The organism is Paenibacillus sp. S150 (genome assembly GCF_019352175.1).
Lineage (GTDB): Bacteria > Bacillota > Bacilli > Paenibacillales > Paenibacillaceae > Paenibacillus_AQ.
Genome location: NZ_JACBYI010000016.1, coordinates 116,040 through 141,575, shown reverse-complemented (window position 1 = coordinate 141,575; position 25,536 = coordinate 116,040). Strand labels below are relative to the sequence as shown.

General features: G+C 48.9%; 21 protein-coding genes and 3 pseudogenes. 22 read left to right on the top strand and 2 right to left on the bottom strand.

Features of this window, described 5'->3' with window-relative positions:
* The 13 genes and pseudogenes from HYD27_RS32065 to HYD27_RS16355 form a co-directional block, all read left to right on the top strand.
* Window positions 1-119: pseudogene (locus HYD27_RS32065) on the top strand (IS630 family transposase); the annotation flags it as partial.
* Between the two features lie 86 nt (window positions 120-205).
* On the top strand, window positions 206-865 hold the full coding sequence (locus HYD27_RS16410) for a hypothetical protein (protein ID WP_219216879.1): 660 nt from the start codon (window positions 206-208) through the stop codon (window positions 863-865).
* A gap of 13 nt (window positions 866-878) precedes the next feature.
* Window positions 879-1,274: a hypothetical protein gene (locus HYD27_RS16405; protein ID WP_219216877.1), complete on the top strand. Its 396-nt coding sequence runs from the start codon at window positions 879-881 to the stop codon at window positions 1,272-1,274.
* Between the two features lie 121 nt (window positions 1,275-1,395).
* Window positions 1,396-2,019: a helix-turn-helix domain-containing protein gene (locus HYD27_RS16400; protein WP_219216875.1), complete on the top strand. Its 624-nt coding sequence runs from the start codon at window positions 1,396-1,398 to the stop codon at window positions 2,017-2,019.
* Between the two features lie 43 nt (window positions 2,020-2,062).
* Window positions 2,063-2,362 (top strand): annotated as a pseudogene (locus HYD27_RS33075) (RHS repeat-associated core domain-containing protein); the annotation flags it as partial.
* 641 nt (window positions 2,363-3,003) lie between these two features.
* On the top strand, window positions 3,004-3,501 hold the full coding sequence (locus tag HYD27_RS16385; protein WP_219216873.1) for a hypothetical protein: 498 nt from the start codon (window positions 3,004-3,006) through the stop codon (window positions 3,499-3,501).
* A 113-nt stretch (window positions 3,502-3,614) separates the two neighbouring features.
* Window positions 3,615-3,758, top strand: a pseudogene (locus HYD27_RS32700) (RHS repeat-associated core domain-containing protein); the annotation flags it as partial.
* 48 nt (window positions 3,759-3,806) lie between these two features.
* A complete protein-coding gene (locus HYD27_RS16380) occupies window positions 3,807-4,388 on the top strand; it encodes a hypothetical protein (RefSeq protein WP_309242077.1) in 582 nt (193 codons plus the stop codon).
* 1 nt (window position 4,389) lies between these two features.
* Entirely contained in the window at window positions 4,390-4,944 is a 555-nt protein-coding gene (locus tag HYD27_RS16375; protein ID WP_219216868.1) for a hypothetical protein, read from the top strand.
* Window positions 4,945-5,071: 127 nt separating this feature from the next.
* Window positions 5,072-5,407, top strand: coding sequence for a hypothetical protein (locus HYD27_RS32060; protein ID WP_228745170.1), 336 nt, complete (start codon window positions 5,072-5,074; stop codon window positions 5,405-5,407).
* A 665-nt stretch (window positions 5,408-6,072) separates the two neighbouring features.
* Window positions 6,073-6,777 (top strand): hypothetical protein, encoded by a 705-nt coding sequence (locus tag HYD27_RS16365; RefSeq protein WP_219216867.1) that lies wholly within the window; start codon window positions 6,073-6,075, stop codon window positions 6,775-6,777.
* Entirely contained in the window at window positions 6,774-11,894 is a 5,121-nt protein-coding gene (locus HYD27_RS16360; protein WP_219216865.1) for an RHS repeat-associated core domain-containing protein, read from the top strand. Before HYD27_RS16365 ends, HYD27_RS16360 begins: the two co-directional genes overlap by 4 nt.
* Window positions 11,895-11,914: 20 nt before the next feature.
* Window positions 11,915-12,271 (top strand): hypothetical protein, encoded by a 357-nt coding sequence (locus HYD27_RS16355; RefSeq protein WP_219216863.1) that lies wholly within the window; start codon window positions 11,915-11,917, stop codon window positions 12,269-12,271.
* 381 nt (window positions 12,272-12,652) lie between these two features.
* Here HYD27_RS16355 and HYD27_RS16350 read toward each other — a convergent pair whose 3' ends face one another.
* Entirely contained in the window at window positions 12,653-12,985 is a 333-nt protein-coding gene (locus HYD27_RS16350) for a hypothetical protein (RefSeq protein ID WP_219216861.1), read from the bottom strand.
* Window positions 12,986-13,126: 141 nt separating this feature from the next.
* Here HYD27_RS16350 and HYD27_RS16345 point away from each other — a divergent pair, with 141 nt between their 5' ends.
* The 4 genes from HYD27_RS16345 (at window position 13,127) to HYD27_RS16330 (ending at window position 17,727) form a co-directional block, all read left to right on the top strand.
* Entirely contained in the window at window positions 13,127-13,573 is a 447-nt protein-coding gene (locus HYD27_RS16345) for a hypothetical protein (protein WP_219216859.1), read from the top strand.
* Between the two features lie 1,293 nt (window positions 13,574-14,866).
* Entirely contained in the window at window positions 14,867-16,441 is a 1,575-nt protein-coding gene (locus HYD27_RS16340) for a sigma-70 family RNA polymerase sigma factor (protein ID WP_219216857.1), read from the top strand.
* A gap of 131 nt (window positions 16,442-16,572) precedes the next feature.
* Window positions 16,573-17,304 carry a metallophosphoesterase family protein gene (locus tag HYD27_RS16335; RefSeq protein WP_228745169.1) on the top strand — a complete coding sequence of 244 codons (732 nt, stop codon included), beginning with the start codon at window positions 16,573-16,575 and terminating at the stop codon, window positions 17,302-17,304.
* Between the two features lie 213 nt (window positions 17,305-17,517).
* A complete protein-coding gene (locus HYD27_RS16330; protein ID WP_219216854.1) occupies window positions 17,518-17,727 on the top strand; it encodes a zinc ribbon domain-containing protein in 210 nt (69 codons plus the stop codon).
* Between the two features lie 189 nt (window positions 17,728-17,916).
* Here HYD27_RS16330 and HYD27_RS16325 read toward each other — a convergent pair whose 3' ends face one another.
* Window positions 17,917-18,852: an aldo/keto reductase gene (locus HYD27_RS16325; RefSeq protein ID WP_219216852.1), complete on the bottom strand. Its 936-nt coding sequence runs from the start codon at window positions 18,850-18,852 to the stop codon at window positions 17,917-17,919.
* Between the two features lie 248 nt (window positions 18,853-19,100).
* Here HYD27_RS16325 and HYD27_RS16320 point away from each other — a divergent pair, with 248 nt between their 5' ends.
* The 5 genes from HYD27_RS16320 (at window position 19,101) to HYD27_RS16300 (ending at window position 25,110) form a co-directional block, all read left to right on the top strand.
* Entirely contained in the window at window positions 19,101-19,679 is a 579-nt protein-coding gene (locus tag HYD27_RS16320) for a TetR/AcrR family transcriptional regulator C-terminal domain-containing protein (protein WP_219216851.1), read from the top strand.
* A gap of 238 nt (window positions 19,680-19,917) precedes the next feature.
* Window positions 19,918-21,612, top strand: coding sequence for an oleate hydratase (locus HYD27_RS16315; RefSeq protein WP_219216850.1), 1,695 nt, complete (start codon window positions 19,918-19,920; stop codon window positions 21,610-21,612).
* 256 nt (window positions 21,613-21,868) lie between these two features.
* Window positions 21,869-22,927 (top strand): FecCD family ABC transporter permease, encoded by a 1,059-nt coding sequence (locus HYD27_RS16310; RefSeq protein ID WP_219216849.1) that lies wholly within the window; start codon window positions 21,869-21,871, stop codon window positions 22,925-22,927.
* A 1-nt stretch (window position 22,928) separates the two neighbouring features.
* On the top strand, window positions 22,929-23,975 hold the full coding sequence (locus HYD27_RS16305) for a FecCD family ABC transporter permease (RefSeq protein ID WP_219216848.1): 1,047 nt from the start codon (window positions 22,929-22,931) through the stop codon (window positions 23,973-23,975).
* Between the two features lie 94 nt (window positions 23,976-24,069).
* The gene (locus HYD27_RS16300) at window positions 24,070-25,110 is read left to right on the top strand and encodes an NAD(P)/FAD-dependent oxidoreductase (protein WP_219216847.1); all 1,041 of its coding nucleotides are present in this window, start codon (window positions 24,070-24,072) and stop codon (window positions 25,108-25,110) included.
* The last annotated feature ends 426 nt before the right edge of the window (window positions 25,111-25,536 follow it).

Below are 25,536 nucleotides of genomic sequence, written 5' to 3'. Positions count from 1 at the left end.
TACAAGGTGAGGTATCTGCTTGGGAAACGGAACGCAACCAAATTCAGAAATCTGTCGATTGGCAATTTACCACGGAGCAGGCACGAGGAAAGTTAAAGCATTTATATCCTGAAATTTAATGTGGTCAAGGTACTAGTATACGTATGAAGGGCAGATTGATAATCCTTTATCGCTGAACCTTTATACGTATGTGAGTAATAATCCATTGATTTATAGTGATCCTAGTGGACATAGGCAAGAATGGGGCACAGGAGGAATAGGAGGTACTACTCCTAAATCCACATGGGTAAAAGCTGGAGAAGGACTTTATGCAACTGTTGATATGTATACAGGTGGAGCAATTAGCGATTATGTAAATAATTACAGCGGAGAATCATGGACCGCTAAACAATTCTTAGATGCTGGAGGTATATTTATTCAATTTATCCCGATATCAGCAGCTGAAGCAAAAGTTTTATCAGTCGGTCAGGCAGCTGAAAAAGCAGGGGTAAGTTTAATACAAAGAGCAGGACAGTGGATTAAGGTTGCTTTTAAAGGTGAGTCAAAAGTTAGTGCAATATCTATTTCTGAATCAAAAATGTTTTTGTTAAGTGACCACTTTGAGAAACATGGACGAAATATGGGATATGCCTCGAAAAAATTATATGATGCGGCAGCCAAAGAATTCGCAACAATAAACCAGCTAAATTCCAAGGCCACAATTGTAGAAGGAACTTGGAATGGACGTGGTTCATTAAATGGTACACTTCAAAGAGCTATTACCTATGACGGAAAGACAGTTGTATTGGATGCGTCAAGCGGACAAGTTATAGACTTTTATGTAGGAACAGAATATAAAGGCATTAATGTAGTTAAAATCCAATGAAATAGGTGATAAGATGGATAATGATATTGTGCCTGCTAAAAGAATAGGTATGTATCACATTGGTTGGACCTATGATAGATTAGTTGAACATTTGTCAGAAGGGTTTGAACAAAGAGAACTAGAACTACACATTACTCTACAAACGAATGTTATTAAGCTTTGGGTTAGTAAAGCTACTAGAATGGTAACACAAATATTGGTGTTTGATAGGTTCGAAGGGAAGTTTCTTAATAAGATTGGAATTGGAAATTGCCTTGAAGATGTAACACAACTTGGAATTGAGTATAGACAAAATGATTATGTTTATGAGTTACCAGATTTTCCTGGAATATGCTTTGAATTAGAGGATATTGATGAATGGGATGAATTAACTGCCCCCATCAAGTATATATCTATATACGAAATTTAAAATTGATTAAATAAATTTTTACCACATGTGAGTTAAAACTCTATGTGGTTTTTTCTTGTAAATAAACATTTGACATTCTGAGTATGTCAATATATAATCAATCTTTTGAGACATACTAAGTATGGCGGTGATTGAGATGATAGGATTACAATTTATAGCTGACACGTTTCACATGGAGTACAAATCGGTAGCAGAAGCCATAGGCGTTTCCAAACAAACTTTTCAGGACTGGATCAAAGAAAGACGGAAGATACCTGAACCACGTCTCGAACAATTGTCTGAGTTATTTGGGATTGAGGATCAAACCTTGTTCCAGAAGGAGTTGCTTCCATCCGAAAAGTCGGAAATACTTATGGTTTACTTAACCAGAACAGATGAACATGAGGAGATTGAGATAACAGGTGTTGATGACGAAGGATATGAATATACAACAACAGAGCATTATTCGCATAATAGACAGCTCATTGACTATATCCACGAAGAACAAAAAAAGGAACGACTTTTTGAACAGTTGGAAGTATTGGTCAATAGCGAAGAAAATGAGAATTTCAAACGGCTCGAAGATGTAGTAGCAGTAATTCAAGAACAGAATCGTAATAAAAAGACAGCGTTGGAACTGGTCTTATATTATCTCGTCCATAGAGATAACGAATGGGGAGTACACCCAGATTATGCGAAATACGAACAGAAACAATTCTTTGAGAAGCTTGACAAGCTGCTTGAGGAAACTGGCATTAAGCCTTAATAGGTGGTGAGGACAATGAACAAGATAGATACCTGTATAACGGCATGGCGACGTGGTGCAGATCGTCAATACGGGCGGAGCCGTGGTTAACAACTACACTTATGACGAGTGGGGGAACATTACCAGCCAGGCGGAGGGAACCTCCAACTCCTTCAAGTACACCGGAGAAATGTACGACGCCGAAACCGGGCTTTACTATCTGCGTGCGCGGTACTATGATCCGGGTATGGGGCGGTTCTTAAATGAGGATACGGTTGAAGGGCAGATTGATAATCCTTTATCGCTGAACCTTTATACGTATGTGAGTAATAATCCGTTGATTTATAGTGATCCTACGGGACATAGGCAAGAATGGGGATCAGGTGGAGGAGGAGGCAGTGCTCCAAAACCTACTTGGGTAAAAGCTGGAGAAGGGGTTTTTGCAGCTGTTGATTGGTATACAGGTGGAGCAATTAGTGATTATGTAAATAATTACAGCGGAGAATCATGGACCGCTAAACAATTCTTAGATGCTGGAGGTATATTTATTCAATTTATCCCGATATCAGCAGCTGAAGCGACAGCTCTAAAAGTTGGTCAGACTGCAGAAAAAGCAGGGGTAAGTTTAATTCAAAGAGCGGGACAGTGGATTAAGGTTGTTTTTACGGGTGAGGGCAATTTTGTTAAAGTTAATAATGATTTAATTAGAAGTTCAGCAACGGCTGCCAAAAAAGGGGGAGAAACAGTTGTTGGACATGCTTTACAGAAACACGCAGGTAGAAATCCAAACATATGGGGTAAGATAAAAGGTGGTTCAGAGCAAATAAATCAAACTGCTCTTAATCACTTAAATGATATTCTGAACGCTCCAGGTGGATTTACCACTGTCACAAATTCTAATGGGGTGCAATTTCTCGAAAAGACTCTACAAGATGGACGAGGGGTAAGACTAAATCTTGATGGAACATTTAAAGGTTTCATTGACCATTAAAAGGAGTGGGAAAAGTGGAAAATTTAGAAATAATACTAACTAATTTTAATAAAGATGCATTAGATAAGTTTATTCTTGAAGAACTCAATTTATCTGAAGTTAACATTGAATCATCACATTTCTATGATAATAATTCTGGTCAAGATATTGAGTTCTACCAAATAGAAAGTATTATAGAAATTTTTTCACCAATGGGAACTGGTAATATAGTTGTTGAAAAACTAAAATTTGGAATAAATTTGAATAATATAGTAATTGTGTTTTCATTTGATGAGAGATTAGGTGATATAATACTTAATTTTCCTGACAGCAATATATTCGTGGGAGATAAACATATTACACAATTCCATTCTAGATGCCTCCTAAAGTATTTAATTAATTTGAAAAATAAATATAATATTCCAAATATTAGATTTGGCTATGAGCCTGCATCAGATGATGATACGTGTTTAATAAGTATTAATAATGATGAGCTTGATATTAATAGTGCCCTAGAAAAAATCATCAAATAGTATACGTTGAGTCTTAAGGGATTAACCCCTTAAGACTTTTTAACAGGCTACGCAGTAACGAGTGAAGCCATTACGCAATTAAGCCATGTAGTACCGCGCATTGGCAACACTCGCGGGCGCGGTATTATGATCCGGGTATGGGGCGGTTTATCAATGAGGATACGTATGAAGGGCAGATTGATAATCCTTTATCGCTGAACCTTTATACGTATGTGAGTAATAATCCGTTGATTTATAGTGATCCTACGGGACATATGATAACTAGAGGAGCTAACAGTATTGGAGGGGACGGGGAAGGCTGCGTAGTGATCAAGCCAAGCCTTTGGCAAAAGGAATGGAGTGCTGTTAAAGCGGCACATTCATCTTGGTTTTCTGCAATAGATTTTTGGACAGCGGGTTTATTAAGCCAGACAAAAGAGTACGCACGTATTTCACAAGAAGATCCTTGGTCAGCGCAGCATTTTGCTAATGCAGCATTGCTTATGATGAGCTTTTGGCCAGGAGGAAGAATTGAAAAAGAAACTGCTGATTTAACTGCAACCATTTGGGGGAGAATTACCGCTACTCAAGCTTTAAGGAAAGGAACAAACATTCCAACATCATTTGTTCTTGAAGATATTACAGTTAATGGGCAAAAATTGTGGGTACATGGTAATGCTACGAAACATATGGAAGAATATATTAATAGGGAAAGTGCGAAGATGCTTAGTAATGATGCTCGTCGCATGATTGAACAGTCCATGTTAACAAGTTTAGAATCAGCAATAAAAGGGTTAGATGTTAAAATGGGTCGAGAAATGTATAATATTAATGGATGGCAAATTGGAATTGATGTTTCAGAAGAATCTGCGGTTGTATTCCATGCTGTTTATAATGGGGGGAAATAATATGGCGTTAGAATTCGACGAACTAATGCAACACTTTTCTTCAGGGGTTTCCATTGAATTTGAAAAAATGGGAAAAAAACATGTGTTAGTAACGGTAGAATTTATATACGAGAAACCAAAAAAATATTACGGAAGATATATATGGAGATTTTATGATAAAGGTGCACCTTTTACAATTTATTTTAATAGGGTGAGATATTCCGGATTTAGAGATGAACTAATCTTGTCTTCTGAAATAACTTTCTTTGTAGAAGAACTAATAGAAAATAATAATATTTTGTCTCGAGATATTGAAATTAATAGTGGCTTTCCAACTTTTAAATTGAAAGATCTTGAATTAATGCGTGATGAATTGTCATTTGAAGAAAAGGGAGAATTAATAGCTATACTTAAAGGTGATTATCTTATTTGTAGTTTACGATCTACTGAGTATGATAAGGTGGTGCATTTCGAGGATAACGTAAGCTTTATTTTTTCGAATAATTTATTTGCAGGCGTGATAATAAGACTCAATGAGCAACAAAGAACGTTATTACAAAAAGAATTATTAATTTGATAGACTTACTACAGTATGGTGATTTACGGTAAATTAACAAGGCGATAATTATACGAAACCTCATGCGTGTGAAGCTATTGGAGGAGCTGCGCTTTCTGCTGAACATGAAAATGGATTCCAGAGCCCTATGGCCTTGATTCTCGTCGGACAAAGTGAGCTGTGGGACCGACTGGGGCTACAAGCGTATGCGGCGATCCGCCAGCGAATTGATATGCAGTGTTATCTTCCACATCTGGACCGCGCAGAAATGGGAGCCTATATGAAGAGGCACCTGAGCGCTGCGGGTGCAGCGCACGAGTTATTTACGGAGGCGGCGATAGATGAAATCTACCGTTTTTCCAGCGGAGCCGCCCGGCTGGTGAACAAGCTATGCACGCACGCCTTAATCTACGGCGCACAGAACAAGCACCGGATTGTGGACGACCATATGGTCAAGCGTGTGATTCAGGGAGAATTGTCATGATTCTCCCTGTTTTTCTCCCTTGCTGCGGACAGATTGACCGTCAATAGCAGGACAACTCATGCCGCCAACCTCTGGACATTATGGGCTAGCAGTAACAATACTACAACCAGAGGCGCGTAGTCTCTAACTTCAATCCTTATGATAACTTTTTAAACTAGAGCACTTGATATTCGCCAATATAGACGGCCTATTTCAAGTGCTTTTTTGTGTGCAAATCGAACAGGGCTGTAGCCCACAGAAAAGGAGAGGAAGACGATGGTGAAATCCATACAAAAGATGGGAATGGAAGCATTGTGCTGGGAGATTTTCGAGAAAGAGGGAGCAGTGGCTACATGCGTGCTCTTGAGGTCAGCTATTCTGTATGCTATTGAGCAGATGTCACAGGAGTGTCCCTACGTTAGTGAGAACCTCCTTGCTTCTCTGTATAAGGTTGAAAGGGAACAACGAGATCGCCTTTGCGTATTGGAACTGGAACAGGCACGCAGGGAACGGGGATTTAAATGCGAATGACTGAACGGAGTGCGCCTGTTTTAAGCGGTTCAATGGTATAGTCCGGATGATTTTACCGGGAACCCGGCAGAACAGGCGCAGCGCCTATGAGCGAACGCGAGATCACGTTTTACTCGTGAGGGGATGGCTCCAGGACAAGGAGTTCCGTTACGGGAATGTTCAATGCATCGTATAAAATGGAAATTGTCATTTGGCTTCCCAAAGAATGGTGTTCTGCCGAATTCGGCAGTGTAAGACATTTTCCGACGAGAACAACGACTCCAATTTTCGAGGTTGTGCAGAACTTGGAAAAGGTCGTATACTACGGACATAATAATCCTTTAATTTACAGTGACCCTAGTGGTCATGTAGCAGTGGCCGCCGGAATTTATTTCGTTCCGGGAGTTGGGGAAATTGCATTAGCTGCAACTGGTGTTGTAGCGGCAGGATACATTACTTTCACTTATCAGGGAACGAAGCTGGGAGCGGTCAGTACAGCCGGGGCTTCTCTAAGTCTGAGCTATGACGGAGCAGGAAAGCTTGCTGCTGTAAGTGACCCGTCCAACAGGCAGATGTCTTTTGGGTACGATCCGGTTAGTGGCGACCTGACCTCGATTACTGATGTGGACGGAGCCACAACCAGGTTCACCTATGATAACAGCCATCATGTGCTCAGCGTAACCGATCCCAAAGGGACAGCGGAGATGAGCGTTACCTATGATGATAATCAGCGGGTGACCAGCTTCACTGATTTCTATGGCAATACAAGTTTCTCCGCCTATGAAGGGCGTATTGCTCCGGTCGGGGAGAAGAGCCCGAGGACGGCGAGACGGGGATTGATCCTGCGAACGGACGGGATATACCGGAGTCGGATGAGGTGATTTTGTCCGGTACGATGAATAATCTCGCCCATGCCCCTGCATACAAGAACGTTGAGGGGCTGAAGCCGCTCATAGCCGGTTATTTGGCGGGCAGCATCGGCACGATTGAGAGCAAGCGGGATGCTTTTATTGCCTCTGCGGTTGCTGCTCCAGGCGGGATTTCGGATATTCAGAGCAAAATTGCCGCCAGCAGCGCATCACCGGCTGTTATTAGCTCCGGTCATCTGAATGTAGAAGAGAGCGTAACGTTCGGATCACCAAGCAAGCCGGTTGTTCTGATCGCCGACGGGATGAATACGAACAAGGATATCACCGTGCGCGTATACGGTACGCTGATTCTGAAGCAGGGACTGAATGCCAACACCAGGCTTGCACTCGATGTGCAGAAGGTTCAGGGCTTATACGGCAATCTGTGGTCCGGCGGAACGATTCATCTCAACAATGATTCTTCCGTTAGCGTAGGCGATACGCTGCAGACAGGCAGTCTGACCTACAACAGCGGCGGGCTGACCATTGACGCCCAGCGGATTCTAATAGCCGGAGATTTATCGATCAATACACGCGTTGAGATGAACATTGCCCAGGAAATGGTCGTTGGCGGGATTGTCTCCAATAACCAGACGGCGAATCTGACCGTAACCGGCGGTGACCTGTTCGTCCGCGACAATGTAAGTGTTAATAATAATTTGAATGTGCAGACGGGCGGTCTATTCGTCCTTGGCGGAGATATGACTCCGAACCAGACGCCTTTTGTCCGTACGGGAGTAGGAACAGGCAAGACGATTCTGACCTATTCGGAGAGCGGCGGTGCTGGCAGTGCGGGTGCCAAAAGTGCAGCCGCAGCGGGGGCAGCCGGATTAGCTTCTACTATCGCCACTACTGCCAACAAGACCACATGGACCAATGCATTTAATCAGGATACAGCTTATGTATGGAATAATAATTTCCAGGTGGTTCAGCGGCAAGCTGCAAATGGGGCCACCGTTAAATACAGCTATGACAGCAGCGACCGCGTCACCGCAATTACGGATGCTAACGGCAACAAGGGCAAATTAGCCTATGACGAGCGCGGGAATCTGTCCCAGATGACGGACGAAAGCGGATATTCTTCAATTACCCGCTACAATGCGCTGGGCCGTCCGGTTGAAGAGATTGATGTTCTCGGCAACCGTTCCGCCTATGAATATGATACGGCAGGCAATCTGGTCAAAAGCACGGATGCCCTCGGCGGCATCGTCACCATTGAGAGAGACAGTGCAGGGGTTCCGGTCTCCGTTACCGATGCCGAAGGACACACTACTGCCTACACCAACGATGCTTACGGATTCGTCAAGGAAATCAGGGACCCCAGCGGATACACGACAATCATTGGAAGAGATGCTCTGCACCGCACCACCGGGCTAACGGATGCCCAAGGCAAGCTGCAGGATGTTGAATATGATACCAAAGACCGTGCTGTTGCGGTTACCAATGCGCTGGGCCAGAGTAGCGGAGTCACTTATGATGCCAATGGCAATCCGGTGGAGTACACAGATGAAGCTGGAGACAAGACGGTCAGCAGCTATAAAGTGTACCGTCTGAGCAGCACAGAGGACTCGCTTCAGAACAGCACCAGCCAGACCTATGATGCGCTTGGACGCGTCACAGAAGAGAAGGACGAAGCCGGAGCAGTTACGGCTTACGGCTACGACAGTGCCGGACTGCTTATGAAAGTTACTGATGCCGAAGGCCAGGCGAGCACATATACCTACGACGATAACGGAAATATGCTCACCCAGAAGGATGCCAAAGGAAATATCACCACGTATACCTACAGCAAGCGCAATGAGCTGCTGAGTGTAACCGATCCGCTCGGAGCCAAGACGCGTTACCGTTATGATGCGGCTGGCAATACCATCAAAGAGACGGATGCGCTGGGCAATAGCACTTATTATGACTACAATGAGCTTGGACAGCTGGTGAAGGTAACTGATGCACTTGGTGCGGTAACTGAATACCAGTATGACAAGAACGGTAACCAGGTCGCCGTGATTGACCCTAACCATTCGGTCTGGACGACCAAATATGACAGCCGGGGTCTGGATGCGGGAACCATTAATCCGCTGGATGAGGAAACCACAGTCACCCGCAATGACCGCGGTCTGATGACCGAATTCCTGGATACGGCGGGACAGAAAACTTCGTACGAATACGATGCGCTGGGACGGAATACACTGGTGCGCAATGCGCTCGGGTATGAAACCTCCTACATCTATGATGCCAAAGGCAATGTAGAGAAAATTGTGGACGCGAATCAGCACGAGACGGCGTTTGCGTATGATCCGCTGGGCCGCTTGACGGAAGTGAAGAATGCCGAGGGCAACGCCACTACGTACTCCTATGATGCCTCCGGCAATCTGCTGGACAAAACCAATGCCCTCGGAGCAGTCACTTCCTATCACTACGATGCACTAAACAGGGTCATTGAGTCGGTGAATCCGCTGCAGGAGAAGACCACCCTTGCCTACGATGAGAACGGCAATCTGCAGCAGGTCACTGAACCGGATAATAACACTACTGTGTATGCCTATAATAAGGGCAATCAAGTAGAGCAGATTAAGTACGGCAATGATCTAACGGTAAAATATAAATATGATCTCGCGGGCCGCCGCGAGACGATGACAGACAGCACGGGAGACACCAGATATACCTATGACGCGCTGAACCGGCCAACGTCGGTCATTGATCCGCGAGGCAATAATGTGCGTTATGAATGGACCGCAACCGGTCAGCGCAGCCGGATCATCTACCCGGATAACACCGTGGTCAGCTATGACTACGACCAATTGGACCGGATCAAGCAGGTGACAGATAGCCAGAAACAGATCACCAGCTATCAATATGATGCGGCTGGACGCTTGACAGAGAAGCTGCTGCCGAACAGCGGGAAGAGCAACTACAGCTATGACGGCGTGGGGCAACTGCTGGAGATGAAGCATCTGGCACCGGGCGGATCGCTATTGGAGCAGCTGACCTATGTCTATGATCCGGCAGGCAACAAGTCCCGCACGGAACGCCAGGAAGGCGGCAGCGATGAGGACAATCCAACCGGAGCACAGCGTCCGGCAGACATCTCTGATTATGCCTACGATGCGCTGAACCAGCTGGTTCAAGTGCAGAAGCAGAACGGCGCCAAGGTCGTCTACACCTACGACACGGCAGGCAATCGTCTGGGTAAAGAAACCACAGAAGCCGGAATAACCACCTTGGAGAGCTATACCTACGATGACGCCAACAAGCTGATCCGTTTCGAAAAAGGCAGCGACTACAAGGACTACACCTACGACAAGCGAGGTAATCTGCTGGAAGTGAGCGGGATTGACAGCGAATCGGCTCTGAGTCTGCTCAGCGCGCAGGCGAATGCGTTGAAGGTGTCGGTGCCGGAGAGTGTGTATACGGAGGCAGACGGACTGGAAGCGGGCGAGAATGCAGATACAACTGCTGATGCTGATCCGATCTCAGGTACGAATGCAGCTGCAGCCAGCAATGCATTGGCTGGTACAAACGCAGATCTATTGACTGGACTGTTAGATCCGTTGTCAACGATTGCAGATCCTTCCGTGAGTCCGATAGGAACGATTCCAACGGATGCGGACACAACTCCATTATCTGACCTGCCGGATGCGAATCTCGAATCTGGTGTAACCGAAGAGGTTTACGGAGCAGACGAAGTCCTGAATCCTGAAGCACTCTTAAAGGGGGCGCTTGCCGCCGGCCCGCAAGTGCTGGAGAGCAACCGCTGGGATGCTTCCAACCGCCTGATCGGGAACACGAATACGTACGGCGGCATTACCACGTACCAATATGACGGTGACGGCAACCGGGTCAGCATGCGGACCACCATCGGCGACGGTGCGATTCAGGATGCCTATCTCTCCGGCAATCCAGCCGGCAACCGGGACGGCTGGGAGCCGCAGTATAAGAAGCGGCAGCTGGACATTTACTTCACCAATGACATCACCCTGAGCATTCCGCAGCCATTGACGGCAAGCGGAGCGGCGGGACAGAACTGGAAGCAGTCTTATGTGTACGGGGCTGGCGAAGAGCGGATCAGCATGAGCTATTCTATCAGCGGAGATGAGAATAGCGACTGGGAGCCGACAGCCGGAGCCAGCGGAGCTGGCGCGGTATCTGCTGCGCCGAAGACACTCTTTTATTTGAGTGAGGCACAGGGCAGCGTGATCGGGCTGGAAGGCCAGGACGGCAGTATCTCAGCCCGTTACCGCTACGACGAATTTGGCGTAGCCGAAGATCCGGAGAAATTCGACCTGAACTGGACCGGCCCGGACAACTTGTTCGGCTACACCAGCCTGGGCTATGATTACTACAGCGGCTATTCCCATGCGCAGGCGCGGGATTTTGACTCGAGTATTGGACGGTTTATTAGTGAGGATACGTATGAGGGGGATATTAATGATCCGCAGACGTTGAATCTGTATACGTATGTGAGTAATAATCCACTTACTAGAACTGATCCAACAGGCCATACTTGGGAATGGGCATTAAGAAGTATAGCAAGTGTTTATAGTAAAGGGAAAGTAAATGATGCCGAAGCTTCAAGTATGGTTCTTGGAGCGAATGTAATATCATTTGTATTTCCGTCATCATCAAAGGCGGGATACTCTCAGCTATTTACTCCCTTACATGAAATTGCACAGATCAACGTTGCCAAAGCACTTTATAAGAAATATGGTAAAATGCCAACGCTTGAAAAAAATTTAAAAGCTAAGATTAACGGGAAAACAAAAAAATATGAAGCAGACATAGTCTTAGGTAAAAAAGTTTGGGAGGTCAAGCCGCTTAACGGAATGGATCCAAAGCCTCAACTGGAAGCATATAAACAAGCTGGTGGTTTGACAGAAGGAGAAAGACTTAATACAATTTCAGGAATAACTGTTATGGGAGATTTGAAAATGAGAATTACATTCCCAGAAGCAGGAGAGGCGTATTACTCTTTATATCTTCTGGATGATAACGGAAGGGTTACAAAACTAACAACAGTGGCTGCAGCAGCAATTCTTTTAAGAGAATTAATTAAGATGACGCCACAAGGACGACGTTTATCCCCTGGATTTTAAAATTACTAAGAGGTGATACTTTGGCTAATTATAAATGGAACCAGTTAAGTGAAATATATACTGAGCCTGAAGGAATACTTAATAAAGGTACAACTCTATTTATTAAAATCACATGTGATAAGCCGGTGGACGAGTTAAATACTCAAATTTTAAAATCAGTTTTAAATGACTGGATGTATCCTTATAGGGGAAAAGACATTAAACCTTTTAAACTTATGGAGTTTACAAGGGTTGAATCCGAATTAAAAGTGAGGCTCCTATTCAAAACTAAAAATACTGAGGAGGATGAGCTTAAGTTATTATTACAAGATATCTTGAATTTTCTTAATTCAGATCATATCTCAGTCAACGAAATTAATGCAATGATCGACAACTAATAAATTGATCGCTACAAATGATTGAACAGGGGCTCGAGGCCGCCAAAGGCTTCGTTCAAGCGCTGCTGCTCCTGGACCGGTACTTCTTGTCGGATCGGCGACGGTGCGATTCAGGATGCCTATCTCTCCGGCAATCCAGCCGGCAACCGGGACGGCTGGGAGCCGCAGTATAAGATCCATTCTGGCTGGATGGTAAAGGATGGACGCTTGTCAAAGATCTGAAAGTTGGAGATTTGCTTGTTTCAAGCGACGGCACAAAGCTACCGATAGATCAGATCGAGAAAGAGCCGCGTGAGGCAACGGTTTATAATTTTAATGAAAGTACAAAGTTTAAGACCTTGAGGAATCTCTTCAAGGTCTTTCTTATATAGTTGAATGATTTTACTGCTGTAAGAACGGTAACCAGGTCACCGTGATTGACCCTAACCATTCGGTCTGGACGACCAAATATGACAGCCGGGCCTTCTTCTCAATCTTCCGGAAGGTGGTATAGCGGTTCGCGTCAATCAGATCAGCGATGATGGCAATGGTAGAGTAGCAGGAGGCGGCGGCCATGATGAGATCCTTGCTGGCCAGTCCGGCCAGACGATTGCTTAATCCGTCGATTGCAATCTTGATTTCCTGCCGGATGATGGCGGTGATGAAATCAATTTCCTCGGTGTAAGCTTCTACGGATATGCCCTTTTGAATGAAAGCCCGAACAATATCCGCCATGCTGAGGTGCTTGGTCGCCGCATACTTCTTGAGGGATTCATATTGTTTTTTGGGCAGCTTGACGGTGATAATCCAAAATGAAAATAGGAGGCGAGAAATGAAGAAGGTAGTCGTATTGCGGCTATAATCGGGGTGCTTTTATTGGCGGCATGTCAAAAAGACAACAACAATGCAGTAAACCCAGGCACTGACTCATCAACGAGCGATACAAATAGCGGGGAAATAAATGAGACAAAAACCAATTTTCTTTTAAATTTTGATGAAATGGAGCAGTATGGGATCGTGACGGGGACTTCCACGGAATATACAAATACTGACTTAGATCAATTAGCGAAGAATGATTTGCAAAAAGATTATGTTGCTGTTATCAAAGATTTTGTAAAGCAGGAATTGAAACAGGAGATCAGTTATCTCGATACGGTTGATGGTACATTCAATCCAAGAAGTGTTGTGGTTGGGACAACACAGGGGGATATCTATCTGATCGAGCTACAAAAGTGGTATAACCATAATGGAATTTGGGCTGTTAGCAGATATGCTCAGTACAAAGACCAAATGGCGGTGCCCAAAAAAGAAGCGGGTAATTAGGAGTTCGCTGATCCATCCGATATAACAGATGCGGCTATTCAAGAGCAAGTCAAAGAAAAAATTGCTGCCAGGAAAGAGGGGCATTTTTATTTTACTACTGATGAAAATCTGTATATCTTATTGGTTGCCGGCAAAGATCAATCCGTTGAACTGCTTCATGTATACGGGAATGAAGATAACGCCACTTTGCTGGACATTGAATACACCTATATTGACTCCAAAAACAAGAAGTTTGGTGAAAATCCTTATGTTCTCTTAAAAGCTGATTCCAGTATTGCGGATCTTTTCTTCAAAAAGCATTCAGGTGTACAGATCGATGATGTACGAGTAAACATGCCTTAAAATGGTCTTTACAGGTACTTTGAAAATCTTACTATATAGATTGAACTTGTAATTTTTCTATTTAGGATTGGCCGTGACTCCAGAGAATACTTGGACTGCCCGCCGCTGCCCGTCTGCAGATTTCTTGATGTATACCACTGTTCGCGGTGGAAATCCGCAGATAAAGGCAGACGCTCCTCTGCATTTCCCGAATTTCCTTCCGCCGCTTTTTCGCCAGCTGTAATTAGTGGTAAAAAGGACCCCTAAAGTAGCGCATTCGGATCCCGGATCATCCCTAGTGGGAAAAAGTACAACTAATTCGCCTGAAATCACCTTGTATGGGGGAAATGGCCTCCAATAAGTGTACAAAATCCCACTAAATCCTGTTAAATCCAGAATTCCAGCCTATTAGTGTTACTTTTTCCACTTCGCTTTCGTTCCCTATGAACCTCCTTGAGTTCCATCAGCGTTTTCAGGTTCTCCGGTTCACCAGTAAATGAACGAGGAGCAGCATAATATCAACAACACTTTGACTGGTAGTCGTGTCCCTAGCATAAGAGCCGAATAAGATCGCTCGCAAAGCGGTCATGAAAAGAGTTTCCTCAATCATAAAACCTCCATCATCTTTTAAGGCCATATCTTGCTTCTTCTGTGACTTGACGAGCTTCTTCCGTCATCTGGCGCAATGCTTGTAAATCGTCGTTGATGTCCTTGCCCTGGGGCGTTTCAATGGAGGTTTCATAACCCAGTGCCGCATATTTTTGGGCAAAAGAAAAGGCACAATGCGGCCCGGTTTAATGTGAAGATGCATTTTGATATTTTTAATGGCCGGATAATTTTTTTAGTAGAAATCTCGAGAAGGCATATCCGTTAAAAATCCCATCCGGTCCTTTTCTCCGGCGGCGTTGTAACCTTTTCCGGTAATGGCGGCACCTATAATTAAGAATATGAAAGAAATGAGGCCAGGGGCGTATGAGGCAGTGGATTGAAGAGGCGCGGCAAGGGGATGCGGAGGCGTTCGGGCAGCTGATGCTGCATTTTCGCGGGATGGCGTATGCGGTGTCCTATGATATGCTGAAGGATGTTCATCTCGCGGAGGATGCCGTTCAGGAGGCCTTCATGGAGGCTTATCAGAATTTGGGGAAGCTGCAGCAGCCGTCCGCTTTTCCGGGCTGGTTCAAGACCATTGTCGTCAGACAGTGCCAGCGGACGCTGCGGCGCAGACGCCATTCGATGCTGCCTCTGGAAGAGGCTGGGCAGGTATCCGGGGGATCGCCGGGGGTGGAGGAAATAGCCGAGCGTAGGGAGGAGAGCCAGGTTCTGCAGCAATCGGTGGAGGCGCTGTCTGCCAAGCTGCGCGTGCCTCTGCGGCTGTTTTACTTTTACGGCTATTCTCTTCAGGAGATCTCCGATTATCTGGGTACCCCGGTGCCGACGCTGAAGAAGCGGCTGCATGATGCCCGCCAAAAGCTGAAGGGGACGCTCCCGGTAGCAGACCTCGTTTCTGTGTTCAAGCATTTGTATGGGGGAGGCCAAAACATGCTGCATATTGTTAACGGTGATACTGTAGGCGAAATGCTGAAGCAGGGGATTGTACAGGGTGATGTGCTTGTATGGAGAGAGATTTACCCCGCGGGGCCGGTTTTTGCAAATCCGGCAGGTGCTGAAGAACGGGCGCTGCGGGCGCGGGTTCTGGAGAAAACGCTGGGCATTCCGGCCGGCGAATATATCGGGAGCTGCGGGGAGCAAGAGCGGAAGCTTCGTGAATATGCCAGGTATGATGAAGTCGTGCTGTGGTTCGAGCATGACCTGTTCGATCAGAGCATGCTCGCCTATCTGCTGGACTGGTTCAAAAGACAGAAGCTGGGCCGCACGAAGCTGAGCCTGCTCTGTATTGGGGAGTATCCGGGAATCGAACGGTTTCATGGTCTGGGCCAGCTGACTCCGGCGCAGCTGCAGACCCTATCCGGGACCTGGCGGACCATCGGGCGGCAAGAGCTGGCCCTGGGGAGCGAGCTCTGGCAGGCGTATGCTTCTCCTGATCCGGTTCAAATGGCTGAATTGCTGGACAAGAAGCAAGCAGAACTGGCAGTCTCCGGCCTGTCTTTTGCCCATGAAGCCTTCACAGCGCATCTCCGGCGGCTGCCCTCGGAGCGGAATGGTCTTGGCCTTGTGGAACAGGCTACGCTTGATGCCGTCCGTGATGGAGTGGATACGCCGCTTGGATTGTTCCGCCGGGTAACTGATGCGCTGCATGTGCTCGGCCTGGGCGATCTCGAATATTGGAAGTTTCTTCGTGCGCTGGGGGGAGGTGCTTCTCCCTTGCTGAGGATCGGCGGGGCGGAGCCTGATGTGGATGTCAGCCAAATTCCTGGGTTTCTGAACCTCCAGGTCATTCTGACGGAATTGGGCAGAGAAGTGCTGAATGGAGCGGCGGACCGTGTTGCCGTTCAGGGCATTGACGAGTGGTTCGGGGGGCTGCATCTTCACGGACATGAGGTTTCTTGGCGGTGGGATGATCAGGCTGGAGGCTTGGTCCGGCACTGACAGAAGTCCAGAAGCTTTATTGCGAAAATATGGAAGATAAAGCTGGAAACACAACAAAACAGCATTTTTCAGGTATAATTAATATTCTGATCTGCAGACATCCAGAGTGGGGAGGGAGAACTATCAGAACCTTGGTCATTAGCGACATCCACGGATGCTATAAGGAATTAGGCGCGCTGCTTCAAAAAGTGAACTATAATCCGGCCGCAGACCAGTTGGTCCTGATTGGAGATTATGTGGATCGCGGGCCTGACAGCAGAGCTGTCGTCCAGCAAGTCATGGAGCTTCATCAGGAGTGGGGAGTCATCGTGCTGAAGGGCAATCATGATAAAATGGCCTGCGATGCCCTTATGAATGAGGATGACAAGCTGGATACACATTGGCTGACCAACGGCGGGTTTCATACGCTGATGAGCTACTGCGGGGAGAACTCGGATTTCCGCAAGCCGGATGCCGGCTGGAATGAATATATGAGGCTTAAGGAATTCATCCGGAGCGAATACAAGGACCATCTGAATTTTTTAAGCTCGCTGCCGCTGTATTACGAGACGGAGGCGCATCTTTTTGTGCATGCGGGGATTCATCCGGCAATAGAGAATTGGCGGAGCCAGAAGTCCTATGATTTCATTTGGATCCGGGAGCCGTTCTACACTCATCCGGTAACATCCACTGACAAGACCGTGGTTTTTGGACATACCCCAACCCTTGAATTACATAACAGTCCGGAGATCTGGTTCAGTCCGCATGGTGACAAAATCGGGATAGATGGTGCCTGCGCGTACGGCGAACAGCTTAATTGTCTGGAAATTAGTGCGGAAGGCAGATACCAGAGCCATCATATCCGCTCTTGCCAAATCGAATGATGCAGATCCGCTCCAAAGAACAGGCGGGTAGGCCTTTTTTACTTTTTTACCTCAATCACTGGATTAGGAAAATTATGGATGATATGATTGAAGCAGAGCCTGTGTCTTTAGCATCAATATACGCCATGAGATTATATTCCACACCGATTTTGCCGATGTAATAACTATCAATAGAATGCGACATCAGAGAAACCATTTGGAGGAGAGCGTACCATGGCTAGAAATCAATTTATTTGCAGTAAATGCGGATGTAAAGAGTACGCCGTGGATCAATTTCAGGCAACCGGAGGCAGCTTCGCGAAGCTTTTCGATGTCCAGAACAAAAAATTCATCACCATCAGCTGCCGGGAGTGCGGCTATACCGAGCTGTACAAGGCGAACACCGCAAGCGGGATGAATGTGCTGGACTTTTTGACGAACTGAGCCATATAGGAGAACAAAGTGAAAGCTGCATCTATTATGTACACCGTTTTTGAGGATTCCCGGTATTCATAATTACAATATGGATGTTTTAATTGAGCTGGTTGAAAAATTATGCCGAAGGCGGCGCCTTTTGGCTGAAATTACGTTTTGCCGAAGGAAGGAGCTATAATGCCGTGTGCTCCAGTCTGCTTACCATCCCAGCTCCAGCCCCCGGATCTCTTCCTCCCACAGCATCGTAAGGCGCTGCACATGCTCCTCCGGCATTGGCGCATCACCGGCAGCGATATTCTCAATCAGCTGCTCCCTGCTGCGTACCCCCGGAATGACGGTGGTTACCGCAGGATACGCCAGGATAAACCGCAGGGCGGCCATGGTCATGGTTGTCTCCTTATCGGCAATGAAGCGAATCTGCTCCAGCAGGGCAGCGCGTTTGCGGATGATCTCCGGTGACCAGCGGCTTCTTACACCCTCGAAGGTGCTCCGGCTGTTATATTTGCCCGAAAGCCAGCCCGAATCCAGCGGTACTTTGACGATGAGGGCAATGTCTTCGTCCCGTGCAAGCTCGAAAGCCCCGGCTGTCTCCTGATAAAAGATATTGAACATCACTTCCATCACCCCGATGCCCGGCTGCCGGGCGGCCTCCTGCATTTCCCTGGAGGAATCGACGGAGACACCGTAGGTGAGGATTTTACCTTCAGCCTTCAGCTTCTCCAGCTCATCATAGTGGCCGTAATTACCGTCCAGCACTTCAAAAGGAGGATTGTGAATCAGCACCGAATCGACGTAGCCGGTTTGCAGCCGCTTCAGACTGCCCTCAATTGATGCCCTGATCCTGCCCGCGCCATAATCCGTACTGCCATCCGCCTGATGTCCGAACTTGGTGTTGATTACCGCTTCACCGCGTCTGCCGGACAATGCAGCTCCAAGCAGCGTTTCGCTGGCACCCTGTCCATAATTGGGAGCGGTATCAAAAAAATTCATTCCCCGGTCCAGTGCCTCCTGCACCAGCCGGATGGCCGCGGCATCCTCCATGGCCTGCCAGTCCTGCCGGTTGCCCAGCTGCCATGCGCCAAAGCCGATTTCAGACACGGATTTCCCCGTTCTGCCGTACCTTCTTGTCTTCAATTTCTCTCACTCCCTGTCATTGTCCTTGTGAAATATCGTGTATTGCTGACCGCTTTTCCAGTCCATGTCCCGTATTGTAGACCGGCACCGCTGATTATGCAATCGGGAATTCCGGCTTATGGGTTAAGACTTCATACCACTTGCACACGGATTGGAAGTTGAGGTAAACTTTTACATAGATTGACAAGTGTTGTCCACAGCAGATGCAATCCTAAGTCCTATCCATGAAAAGGGGGCAGCTGGAAGCTATGTCCTATTCACAGGTTACCAAAAACGCATTGGCGCGTTCCCTCAAAAAGCTGATGCTCACGAAGCCGCTGCACAAAATCACCATTCAGCAGCTCACCGGCGATTGCGGGGTGACCCGTCATACCTTTTACAATCACTTTAAGGATATTTATGAGCTGCTTGGCTGGGTCTACCAGACTGAGATTATCGGGGATCTTGGGCAATACCACAATTGCACTGGCTGGAAGCAAGGGTTCTTGAGTGTGCTGTATTATACCCAGAGCAACAAAACCATTTGCCTGAACACCTTCCATTCGCTGGGACGCGAGCATCTGGAGGGCTTCCTGTACGGGGTGATCTATGGTGTGATTATCAAGGTTGTCGAGGAGCTGGATGCGCAGGAGCGGGAACGGGCGAGCCGGCAGGCCAAGCAGGAGATTGCCGATTTCTACGCCCTGGCGGTTCTGGAGCAGGTGATCCATTGGCTAAAAGCAGGAGCGGACACCGACCCTGTCCAGGTCGTCGACAAGGTGGCCCGGATTATGGACGGCAGCATCTCCCGGGGGCTGGCTAACTACCAGACCACCCCGGTACAATGAACTGGAGGAATAATGAAAAGGTGTATGCAGCGCGGTTACGCAACACCCGAATAAAAAGAACTTAGGCTGAACGGCGCAGCTGTTTCTGCTGCCTGGTTAAATGACACAATCTCTGCCGTATGTGTAAACCCTGTACAGATGCGGCGAGCTGTCCATAGTATTCTTTTGCCGCGCCGGGTATAGTGAAGGCAGTTGTCAGGCACATACCTTGCCGTAAGCGGCGAAAGGAAGAGGAACCATGGGAACCTATCAAAGAATTAACCCGCTCGTGAAGAAAGGCATTGCATCCAAAAAAGCATATCTGGCCGGTGGAGGCATCGCCTCATTGTCGGCGGCGGCATTCCTGATCCGTGACGGGCATATGCCCGGCCGGAACATTCATATTCTGGAGCAATCGGCGGTCTACGGCGGCTCGATGGACGGGGCGGGAAATGCCAAGGACGGCTACAGCGCCCGGGGCGGACGTGAAATTGAGGAGCATTTTGAATGCTTCATGGAGCTGTTCGGCTTCATTCCGTCACTGGCCAACCCTGACCGGACCGTGCTGGATGAGTTCCGTGAGCTGAACCTGGCCGAACCGATTGAATCCCACTGCCGTCTGGTGGAGAATGCGGGACAGAAGGCCGATTTCTCCTCGCTGGGGCTGTCCACCGCACACGCGCTGCAGCTGGGCAGGCTGGTGATGGTGACGGAGGAAAGACTGGGCGCAGTGACGGTTGAGCAGTTTTTTGAGCCTGATTTTCTGGAAACGAATTTCTGGTATTTCTGGCGGTCCATGTTCGCCTTCGAGAATTGGCACAGTGTCGTTGAAGTCAAACGGTATATGGAGCGATTCATGCACCTGATCTCCGGAATGAATCAGTTGAAGGGCATTCTGCATACGGAATACAACCAATTCGATTCTCTGATCCTTCCGCTGGTGAAGTGGCTGGAGCGCGAGGGCGTTCATTTTGACAAGGGCCATCAGGTCGTCGATCTGGATGTGGATTGCAGCGGCGGAGAGAAGACGGTTACGGCTATTCATGTTCTCGTGAACGGAGCTCCGAGGACCCTTGCGACCTCCCGCAATGATCTGGTGATGGTAACGAACGGCTCAATGACAGAGAATTCAACCCTGGGCGATATGGACCGCCCGGCGGTCCTCAACCGTTCGGTTACAGAGCGGGGCTGCTGGAGCCTATGGGAAAAGCTTGCCGCCAGGTCTCCCGATTTCGGCCATCCCGAAGTGTTCTGCGGAGACATCGACAAGACGAAATGGCTGTCCTTTACGATGACGTTTACCGGTGATGACATTGTATTCCCTTATTTGCTGGAGCTGACCGGGGATCTGCCGGGCATGGGCGGCGTGGTGACGATCAAGGATTCGAATTGGATGATGTCGTGGACCGCACCGAAGCAGCCGCATTTCATCAACCAGCCGGATAATGTGAAGGTGCTCTGGGCGTATGGCCTGTTCCCTGATGCAGAGGGCAATTATATCAAGAAGAAAATGAGTGATTGCACCGGACGCGAGCTGCTTGAAGAGCTGTGCTGTCACATTGGACTGAAGGACCGGATTCCGGAAATTCTGGAGCATACGACCAACGTTATTCCTTGCATGATGCCTTACATCACCGCTCAGTTTATGCCGCGTGTGGCGGGTGACCGTCCGCAGGTAGTGCCGCAGGGCAGCACGAATCTGGCTTTTCTCGGCCAATTTGCCGAAGTGCCTGATGACTGTGTGTTCACGGTGGAGTATTCGGTGAGATCGGCGATGATGGCGGTATACAGCCTGCTGGCGCTGGAAAAAGAAGTGATTCCTGTGCATCCGAGCAAATACGATGTCCGTGTGCTGCTGACCGCTGTACGCACCTGCCTGGGCAACAAGCCGCTGCCGCTGGACCGGACGCTGGGCCAGCTTTTGTCGGGAACGGTCATTTCGCAGCTGTTGTAGCTTAGGTGCAGGGCATATTGCATAGTGTTTGAACCTGGGAAGGGTGCCTCAAAAGCCGAATTTGGCGGCGGGGCACCCTTTCCACATGCATAGCCACGCCAGCTCTCCGGTAAAAGCCGCCTGCACAGGACGCTTGCCGGGGGTTGGCTTTTTTTAAAGCCAAGAATCACATTTGTCCATTGCCAAAATACGGCCCTTTCCATTACAATGTTATAATGATAATGATTATCAATTTCATGAGAAAAAGGTGGAAGATATGAGTCAGCAGACAGCGGCCGGCACCGGGACCCGTCAACGGCAGAATGAGGTGAAGCTCCGCTCGCGCCCCTGGGCGGCAACGCTGATCCTGATCGGGGGACTGATTGCCCTGGCGCTGGGGATCGCGGTATCGGTCTCGTTCGGGGCTGCGGATATTGAACTTTCGGTGGTGTGGAGCGCTGTTTTTCATTTCAATCCGGATATTACGGATCATCAGATTATCCGCGAGCTGCGGCTGCCCCGGGTGCTTGGCGGAGTGATGATCGGCGCAAGCTTTGCTGTGGCAGGAGCAATCATGCAGGGAATGACCCGCAACCCGCTTGCGGATTCCGGGCTGATGGGGATTAACTCAGGCGCAGGCTTTGCGCTGGCGCTTTGCTTTGCGTTTATGCCGAATCTGCCGTTTATGGCTTTAATCCTCTATTCCTTTGTGGGCGCAGGTGCCGGGGCGGCAATCGTATATGGTGTCGGGTCCCTGGCCAAAGGCGGACTTACCCCGGCGCGCCTGGTATTGGCCGGTGCTGCGTTAAGTGCGCTGCTCTCGGCACTGAGCGAGGGTGTGGCTTTGTATTTTAGAATCGGACAGGATTTGGCCTTCTGGTATGCAGGAGGGATAGCCGGAACGAAATGGTTCCAGCTGAAGATCATGTTTCCCTGGGTTTTTGCAGCGGTTCTGGGGGCGATCGCATTATCCCGTTCCATTACAATGCTCAGCCTGGGCGATGATGTTGCCAAAGGCCTCGGGCAGCGTACAGGCCTTGTGAAGCTGGCTGGAGCGCTTATTGTCCTGGTTCTTGCCGGTTCGTCAGTATCCGTGGTGGGGGCCGTTGGCTTCATTGGTCTGATTATTCCCCATTTGACGCGGTATCTTGTCGGTGTGGATTACAGGTGGATTATTCCCTGCTCGGCTGTTCTTGGCAGTCTGCTGGTAGTGCTGGCCGATCTGACTGCCAGAACGATTATTCCGCAGCATGAAACGCCGCTGGGCGCGATCCTTGCACTGATCGGTGTGCCTTTCTTTCTGTACCTGGCCCGCAAAGAAAGGAGGGAGCTGTAGAATGCGCAAAACACCGGCAATATCCTTTGATGAGGCTAGACGCAGACGCGGACGCAGACGCGGAATACAGATCCTTGCGGTATTATCAGCCATGATTGCAGCTGTTTTTATTATCAGCGTGAATACAGGATACATACGTTTAACTCCGCTTGAGCTGCTGCATACCCTGCTTGGCCGGGGAACGGACAAGCAGGAGCTGATTCTGTTCGATTTCCGCCTGCCGCGGATCGTGATCTCAATTCTGATTGGAGCGGGGCTTGCGGTGTCGGGAGCGGTAATGCAGGGCGTCTTCCGCAATGACCTGGCCGATCCGGGCATTCTTGGAATCAATGCCGGAGCCGGACTTATGGTGATGCTGCTGATTTCTTTTTATCCGGCAGCCAGTGCCGCGCCGGTCTTTATGCTTCCGCTGGTGGCTTTTGCCGGAGCGGCAGCGACTGCGGCATTGATCTATGCGCTTGCCTATAAGCGGCACGAGGGCATCCCGTCGATCCGGCTGCTCCTTACCGGGGTGGCGGTGGCGGCGGGGATGAGCGCTGCAATGATTGTGCTCACATTGCGCCTGGACCCGGACAAGTATCAATTTGTCGCCACTTGGCTGGCGGGCAGCATCTGGGGAACCAGCTGGAAGTTTGTGCTGTCGCTGCTGCCCTGGATTGTCATTCTGCTCCCTTATGTAGTCTATAAGGCCAGAGTCATGAATGTATTGAACCTGGGCGAACAGACGGCAACGGGATTAGGTGCGGCAGTTAACAGGGAGCAGTTCCGGCTCCTGGGGGCTGCGGTGGGCCTGGCGGCGGCAAGTGTCGCCGTAAGCGGCGGAATCGGATTCGTCGGCCTGGTCGGACCCCATCTGGCCCGGCGGCTGGTGGGGCCGAAGCATCAGCTGATGCTGCCCGCTTCGGCGCTGCTCGGATCGCTGCTGGTCCTGACGGCGGATACCATCGGCCGCTGGATTCTGCAGCCGTCCGAAATTCCCGCCGGGATCGTCGTTGCCGTGATCGGTGCGCCTTATTTTCTCTACTTGCTGGCCCGCACCAGATCCTAGCATGCTGAAGCAGCTTTTAGAAGCGTGGTGAAAAAGTGGAATTGAATGTTGATGAAGCTTACCGGAATACCAACACAACCTTGGAGGGGATTACATGAGCAAAGAGCTGGAACTATACGATGTGACGATTATTGGCGGGGGTCCTGCCGGTATGTATACAGCCTTCTATAGCGGCATGCGGGACCTGAAGACGAAGCTGATTGAAGCCAAGGAAGAGCTGGGCGGAAGAATGCTCATCTATCCTGAGAAGATGATCTGGGATGTGGGCGGAGTTACTCCGATTCTCTGCCGCAGGCTGATTGATCAGCTGGCAGAGCAGGCCGGGACCTTTGATCCCGCCATCGTGCTGGGGCAGCAGATTGTCGCTCAGCAGCGGCAAGAGGACGGCACGTATATTCTGACCTCGGCTACCGGCGAACGCCACTGGACGCGCACGGTCATACTGACCATCGGGTACGGGATTCTGCAGATGGCGAAGCTGGAGATTGAGGGGGCGGACCGGTACGAGGTCACGAACCTTCATTATACCGTGCAGGAGCTGGAGCCGTTCCGGGGCAAGCGTGTGCTGATCTCGGGCGGTGGAGATTCGGCGGTGGATTGGGCCAACGAGCTGGAGTCCATTGCCGCCAGTGTGACCATTGTGCACCGGCGTGAGCAGTTCGGCGGCCACGAGAAGAATATAGCCCGCATGCGGGCATCGTCCGTCGATGTGCGGGTTCCCCATAGGGTAAGCCAGCTGCATAGCAGGAGTGGCGACAAGATTGACCAGGTTACGGTCAGCCATATGGACTCCGGTGAAAGTGAGCAGCTTGAGGTGGATGCAGTGATAGTGAACCACGGGCTGAAAAGCGATTTCGGGCCGCTCCGGGAATGGGGGCTTGACATGGGGGAATGGTGGGCCAAAGTCAGCAGCAGGCTGGAGACGAACCTGCCCGGCGTGTTCGCCGCCGGAGACTTCGTGGATTACAGCAGCAAGGTCCGGCTGATTGCCGGAACCTTCACCGACGCCGTTCTGGCGCTCAACAGCGCCAAGCTGTATATGGACCCCGACGCTCCCAAGGTTGCCTACGTCTCCTCGCATAATGAACGCTTCAAGGAGAAGAACAAAGCGCTTGGCGTAGTGGATGAACACTAGTGCAGTTTCTCAATAGTTCCTCCCCCATGCTAGCAGAGGTAAAATAAAGCCAAACTGCTCATACAGCAGAGGCACGGGTTCTTCCGGCGTTCCCTGAAAGGGAGTTATCTCACATTTGCTTTTGTGGTTCGCAAGCCAAAGTGAATAGACCGAAGCACTTTTATTAATGGCTCGGCAGCAAAGTTCGGGGTGCGAACCTGACAGAAACAAAATATTGGGATATTTACCCGTAAGGAGCAGCCCTTCTGCAGGTATGATCCGGAGGAGACCGCCGGCTGAAGCTGCGGATTGAGAACAGCATCCAGCGTGGACGGAAGCTCCTGACGGGTACTTACACCCGTTATAGAAGTCAACTGCGTAAAATTGGCCGCCCTGAAGATCATGAGGCAGAGGGGGACAAGCTAAAACTTGATGGTTGCCAGGGTT